This window comes from Methylobacterium sp. J-001, from assembly GCF_022829565.1.
Lineage (GTDB): Bacteria > Pseudomonadota > Alphaproteobacteria > Rhizobiales > Beijerinckiaceae > Methylobacterium.
Window position 1 is genome coordinate 1 of the sequence record NZ_JAKSYN010000147.1, and the last position, 5,514, is coordinate 5,514.

At 62.8% G+C, this 5,514-nt stretch carries 6 protein-coding genes; 4 read left to right on the top strand and 2 right to left on the bottom strand.

Annotation, left to right across the window (positions count from 1 at the left end; genetic code table 11):
- A partial coding sequence (locus tag MKK65_RS18790; RefSeq protein ID WP_243959647.1) for a methyl-accepting chemotaxis protein occupies positions 1 to 1,530 on the bottom strand: 1,530 nt, incomplete at its 3' end.
- A gap of 283 nt (positions 1,531 to 1,813) precedes the next feature.
- Between MKK65_RS18790 and MKK65_RS18795 the strand changes: the two genes are divergently transcribed.
- From MKK65_RS18795 to MKK65_RS18805, 3 genes are all read left to right on the top strand, one after another.
- Positions 1,814 to 2,293: a PAS domain-containing protein gene (locus tag MKK65_RS18795; protein WP_243959649.1), complete on the top strand. Its 480-nt coding sequence runs from the start codon at positions 1,814 to 1,816 to the stop codon at positions 2,291 to 2,293.
- 497 nt (positions 2,294 to 2,790) lie between these two features.
- Positions 2,791 to 3,180: a PilZ domain-containing protein gene (locus MKK65_RS18800; protein WP_243959651.1), complete on the top strand. Its 390-nt coding sequence runs from the start codon at positions 2,791 to 2,793 to the stop codon at positions 3,178 to 3,180.
- Positions 3,181 to 3,200: 20 nt separating this feature from the next.
- The gene (locus MKK65_RS18805) at positions 3,201 to 4,265 is read left to right on the top strand and encodes an HD-GYP domain-containing protein (protein WP_243959653.1); all 1,065 of its coding nucleotides are present in this window, start codon (positions 3,201 to 3,203) and stop codon (positions 4,263 to 4,265) included.
- Between the two features lie 25 nt (positions 4,266 to 4,290).
- On the opposite strand, the gene MKK65_RS18810 is transcribed toward MKK65_RS18805, so the two are convergent.
- On the bottom strand, positions 4,291 to 4,650 hold the full coding sequence (locus MKK65_RS18810) for a hypothetical protein (protein WP_243959655.1): 360 nt from the start codon (positions 4,648 to 4,650) through the stop codon (positions 4,291 to 4,293).
- A 309-nt stretch (positions 4,651 to 4,959) separates the two neighbouring features.
- Between MKK65_RS18810 and MKK65_RS18815 the strand changes: the two genes are divergently transcribed.
- The coding region (locus MKK65_RS18815; protein ID WP_243959657.1) for a PAS-domain containing protein at positions 4,960 to 5,514 on the top strand (555 nt) is incomplete at its 3' end.

Consider the following 5,514-nt stretch of genomic DNA (forward strand, 5'->3'; position numbering starts at 1 on the left):
GGCGTTCTGCTGCCCCGCTTGCCGGATGTTGTGCAGCGCCTGCATCACCTGCTCGATCCCGAGCTGCTGCTGGTTGGTCGAGGCCACGATCTGCTGGAACGTCTGGACGTTCTCCTCCACCCGCGCCGTGATCTCCTCGATCGTCCGCTGCGTCGTGTCCGAGCGCATCTTGCCGGAAGCCGCGCGCTTCACCGCCTCCTCGGTGAGCATCACCGAGGTGTTGATGCCCCGCTGGATCTCGCCCAGCAGCCCGCGGACCTGGCCTGTGGCCGCCTTGGCCTGATCGGCCAGTAGCTTCATCTCCGAGGCCACCACCGCGAAGCTGCGCCCGCTCTCGCCGGCCGCCGCCGCCTCGATGGCGGCGTTGAGCGCGAGCAGGTGCGTACGCTCGGAGATGTCGTTGACCGTCTCGATGATGTCGCCGATCGTCTGGGTCTTCTCCGACAGGCTGACGATGTTGCCGGCCACGGCTTCCGCCTGTTCGCGGATCGCGTCCATGGCCTTGGCGGTGTCGGAGACCGCGCGCAGCCCCTGCCGGGAGGTCTGCGCGGTGGCCTGGGCGGTGGCGATGACCTCGGTGGCGCGCTTGCCGATCTGCGCGCCGGAATGGGTGATCTCGTCCACCGTGGCCGCGGTCTCCTGGACGGCGGCGAATTGCTCCTCGACCGAGGCCGCCTGCTCTTGGACCGAGGCGCGGATCTCGGCGGCAGCGGCGTTGAGGTCGGCGGTGGCCGACCGGTTGGTCCGGGCGAGATCCGACAGGCCCGACACCATCGTGTTGAGGCTGCGCCCCAAACGGCCGATCTCGTTGTGCCCCCCTTGCCCGAGCGTCCCCGACAGGTCGCCTTCGCCGACATGCTCGACGAAGCCCATGACGCGTACCAGCGGCCGGACGATCAGACGGTTGATGGCGGTTCCGATCCCAAGGCAGATCAGAAGTGTGAGCAGGGTGCCACTCCATAGAGCGAGGCTCTCGTTGCGCTCGGCCTGCGCGACGCGAACGGACTGCGCCGCGCGAGTCTGTTCCTCTAAAGTGTCGATAGCGGCGAGCTTCCCGCGCATGGTGTCGAAGAACTGCTTGCCCGTGCCCTCTGCCTCAATACGCACCGCCTCCGGTCGCGTCGCAGGATTGGCCGCGCCTCGTATAGCGGTCTCGCCGATGTCGGTCTGCCAAGCGCGCGCGGCCGCCTCGGCGTCAGTCATGAGGCGCGATCGCTCGGCATCGTTGCCGATCAAACTCCTCAGCCGGGTGATCGTCTCATCCAGGGCCGGCCGTCCCCAGCGGTAGGGCTCCAGGCTGCTCTCGCGTCCGGTGATAAGGTAGCCGCGCAAACCGGTCTCCTGGTTGAGCATGGCAGTGCGGAAGGCGTCGAGGCCACGGGCTACTTGGTTTGAGCGATCCAGAGCGTCGGTTGCCGCCTGCAACTGGTTGCGGGTCGCTAGGACCGCTCCGCTACTCAGGATCGACACCAGCGCAATGACGCCGATGGCACTGCCTAGCGTGCGGTTGAGGCCAAACGTGTTAGGCATACACGGCACTTCCTGCTCGGCCCCGCCGACGGCTTTGAACAATTGCCGCGACGATAACGGCCTAGCCCATAGCGCTGAAACTGAATTGGAGCGAGCAACAGGCTGCTCAGCGAAAAGATGGCTACAGCGTGTAGGCTCGCGACGACGGGTAGGTACGGGACAGTTCCCCATGTCCTACCCGTGAAGCCTCGGCCGGGCAGTCGCGTGAGGGTCGGCGCGGCGGCGGGAGTGGACGGCGGATAGCGCTCGTGCACTTCCCGCACAGTTGCAGCGTTGCCGTGCGATGACAGCCTTCGAACTGATCCGTGCATTCGCCCACGATGCCACCGTCGGCATCGTCGTCACCGATCCGATGATCGAGCCACCTGGGCCCATTATCCGCTACGCCAACGCCGCCTTCGGCCGTCTCGTCGGGCGCGAACTCGACGACATCATCGGGCTCAGCCCCCGGTTCATGCAGGGCAAGCAGACGCGCCGGGAGACGCTCGACGCCTTCCACCGCGCTCTGGCAACTGGCGAGCGCTTCCACGGCTATCTCGCGAACTACCGCGGCGATGGCACCAAGTACCGGGCTGAGATCGACTGCCGACCTTTGCGCGCCGCTAATGGCGGCATCGAGAACTTCGTTTCGTTCGAGCGCGAGGTACTCCGGCGGCTTGGACGCCCTGCCCCCAGCGGTGCCGGACGCTACGAACCGGTCAGCGTAAGTAACGATGTATTAACCGGGGTCCTGGCCGTTCTAGGTGTTTTCAAACACACATAAGTTATATTTGAATCTGATAATCCAATAAAAACAACAGCGCTATAATCGAAGTTGTGTCCGTTTATTACCATTCGCGACAGTCGACTGATCTATTAATATGTAACTAACACTCGTTGCGCAATGCCTTACCTAACGGCGCTGCGCGTATGCAATGCGCCCTCGAGATACAGTGAGATCAGTTGCCGAGCTGAAATCAGGCGAGCTTCCTGGACCTGACAGCGACAGTATTATGTATCAAGGTAGTACATTGATCGCTGAGGTTTAGACGGGCTGTAAACCAACTTCCTGCTACTTTTCGTTGAGTGGATGCGGGGACAATTTCCGTGCTAGATCGATTTAGAATTACAACTAAGGGTAGATACTGTCTGTCTGGTGGTGAGGACGTTCAGTGCCTCGCCGACGTATCCGCCACTGACTTCATCGAGCTGCGCCGCCTGACACAGGGTCCCCTCCCTCAGGCTGGAGCGCACGTGATCTGCTACCTCGATGACCTCGGGATGCTCGACGGCGTCGTGCTCTATGGGCGGCCCGGTGGCTTCGTCTTTCAACTCGTGGCCAACGCCCAGCGCCGTTCCCGGATCGAGGCGCGCCTGGAATGGATGCACAGTGCCGACGACCGCGAGGATCAGCGCAAGGCCGCTCGCATCGTCCCAGTACACCGCGATGTCAGGATCGCGTCGCAAGGCGCGCGCACCGCCGAAGCCTTCGTCATCGACTTGTCCATGACAGGCGCCGCGCTAGTCCTCGACAGAAGGCCTCAGGTCGGTGCGACGGTGACGGTGGGCAAGCGCTACGCGACGGTCGTGCGCCATACCCCCGAGGGCGTCGGCGTGGCGTTCCGAATGCCGTTCGGCCCGCTAACCTTCAACGAGCGTGTGATCCTCTGACGACAGACGATGGATAGGCGATGGGCGAGCTTCTGCTGATCACCGACGACATCCATCGCGGCCGACGTCTGGCCCGCGATCTCGGCGCGTTCGGTTCATGCCGGATCCACGATCTTTACGACGAGGCGACGCCGTCCCGCGGCGCCGGCCTGATTGTCAGCGATGTGGAGGGCCTGAACTCCGAGGCGCTCGTGCTCATGCGCCGCATCCTAGAGCGGGTGCGCGACGAGGGCATGCCGTATCTCTTCCTCGTCCATGGCAACGTCGCCCGCGCCGAAGCCCAAGCCCGGATCCTGGGCGCGACTGCGACGCTCCCCGTCAACGCCTCGGCTCGCCTCGTCACCGACAAGCTCGCCCAGATCAGTGGGCAAACCCGATCGATTGCGACAGGTGAACGGCAGGCAGTCCGAGCCAGACAGTTCTTCGCGAAGGCGTTCTTCTCGGGCCGAGCAATCACCATCGCGGTAGCGGACACCGGCACCGAGCTGATCATCCAGGCCATCCGAGACGTCGGCATCCACGATTGGGTGCAGGCAGTCCAGCGCTTCGACGACGTCACTCATCAGCACTGCCTGCTCGTGGCCGGCCTCGCCGCAGCGTTCTCCGGGACCCTCGGTTTTGGTGCCGCCGACCGTCACCGACTCGCAAAAGCCGCTCTGCTCCACGACGTCGGCAAGACGAAGATCCCAACTGCCATCCTGAACAAGCCGGGCAAGCTCGACCCGGCCGAGATGGCGGTGATGCGTACCCATCCGGCAGAGGGGTACGCCATGCTCACCGGCGGTGGCTTCGACGCGTCCCTGCTCGCGGTCGTGCGCTCGCACCACGAGATGCTCGACGGCTCGGGCTACCCGGACGGGCTGAGGGGAGCCGAGATCCCCGACCTGGTCCGGCTGGTGACGATCTGTGACATCCACGCGGCACTGATCGAGCGTCGGCCGTACAAGGCAGCGATGGATGCGGCGCAGGCCTACGCTATTCTGGACGGTATGGCGGGGCGGCTCGACGCGGATCTCGTGCGCGCATTCCGGCCCGTGGCGGTGGCATTCGATCCCGCCGCGAAGAACCTGGTCCATTCGGGCTGATAGCGTTCTGGGAGAATAACTCGGGCTACTGCACGTGAAGGGTGAGCTTCATCTTTGGGTGGATGCCGCACTCGATCACGAAGTCGCCGGGCTGCTTGAGGGTCAGCGTCGTCTGCTTGCCGGGTTCCTGGTCGCCGGCGTCGAACGCGAAGCGATCGGCCTCGATAAAGGCGTGGTGCACCGCGCTGTCGTCGCCGTTGACCAAGGTGATGGTGTCGCCCTTACGCAAGAACAGGTCGGTGGGGTCGTAGTGCTGACCCTTCTGCAGCACGATCCGTACGACGCTGAGGAGATCAGCTTTGACGGGTCCGAGCGCCAGTAACGCGGTCAGTAACGCAATAGCTGCGCCGGGTAGCAGCGGTCGGCATAGGTTGTAAATCGTCACGGATGCAACCTGGACAAATCAATGCTTGCGTCCTATATTTAGGGCAAGCCAAATACGCCCGAACTAACGGATGTTAGTACATCAGTTTAAATCTTAAGATGCTTCGTGTCCGATTTGCAGAACAAATAAAATCTGCGCGTTGAACCTCATGAATTTTTAACCACGGTTGTTCTGGTCTCGACGCCTAACGCGCAGGAACACCAAATAATCCTATTCGCTATGCACCTTAATTTAAACATTCGTGCTTATAAACGTGCTGTTCGTTGTCTCATGGGCTGCCCGGCAGCCTCAATCTAGGGTCCTCGTGCGATGAGCGCTGATCTGCACCACCTCGGCGCGGCACAGCGCAAGGTAGTGCCACTCACGATCCGATTGGATCCGAGTGCTGCTCCGCTTCATACCTGGGACCGGTATCTCGACGTGATCCGGCACGGTCTATTGATGATCGATGCCTCCGGGCGGGTCGTTATCTGTACTGACCCAGCTGAACGCCTCCTCTACAATATGAATATTGAGCGGGCCGGCAATCTATCGTCACGGCAATTGCTTCGCGCCCTGTGCACGGGCGCTTCGCAATCGCGGCAAGAAATCTTCGAGGCCCTGCGAGGCGCACGCGACCTCCAAACCTCCGCTTCGTTTGAGGTGGCGGGCCAGGATCACACGCTGCAGGTCGAGATCCGTTCCGTCGCGGGTGAAGGATGGGTCGCAACACTGGAGGATGTTAGCGCCCGCAAGGCGAACGAGGCGCGTGCTGACGAGTTGGCGCGTCTCGATCCACTCACCGGCCTGCCAAACCGCCTGCTCTTGCAAGAACGCCTGGCTGGAGCCGTGGCACGCTTGCAGCGCAACGAAGAGACTTGCGCT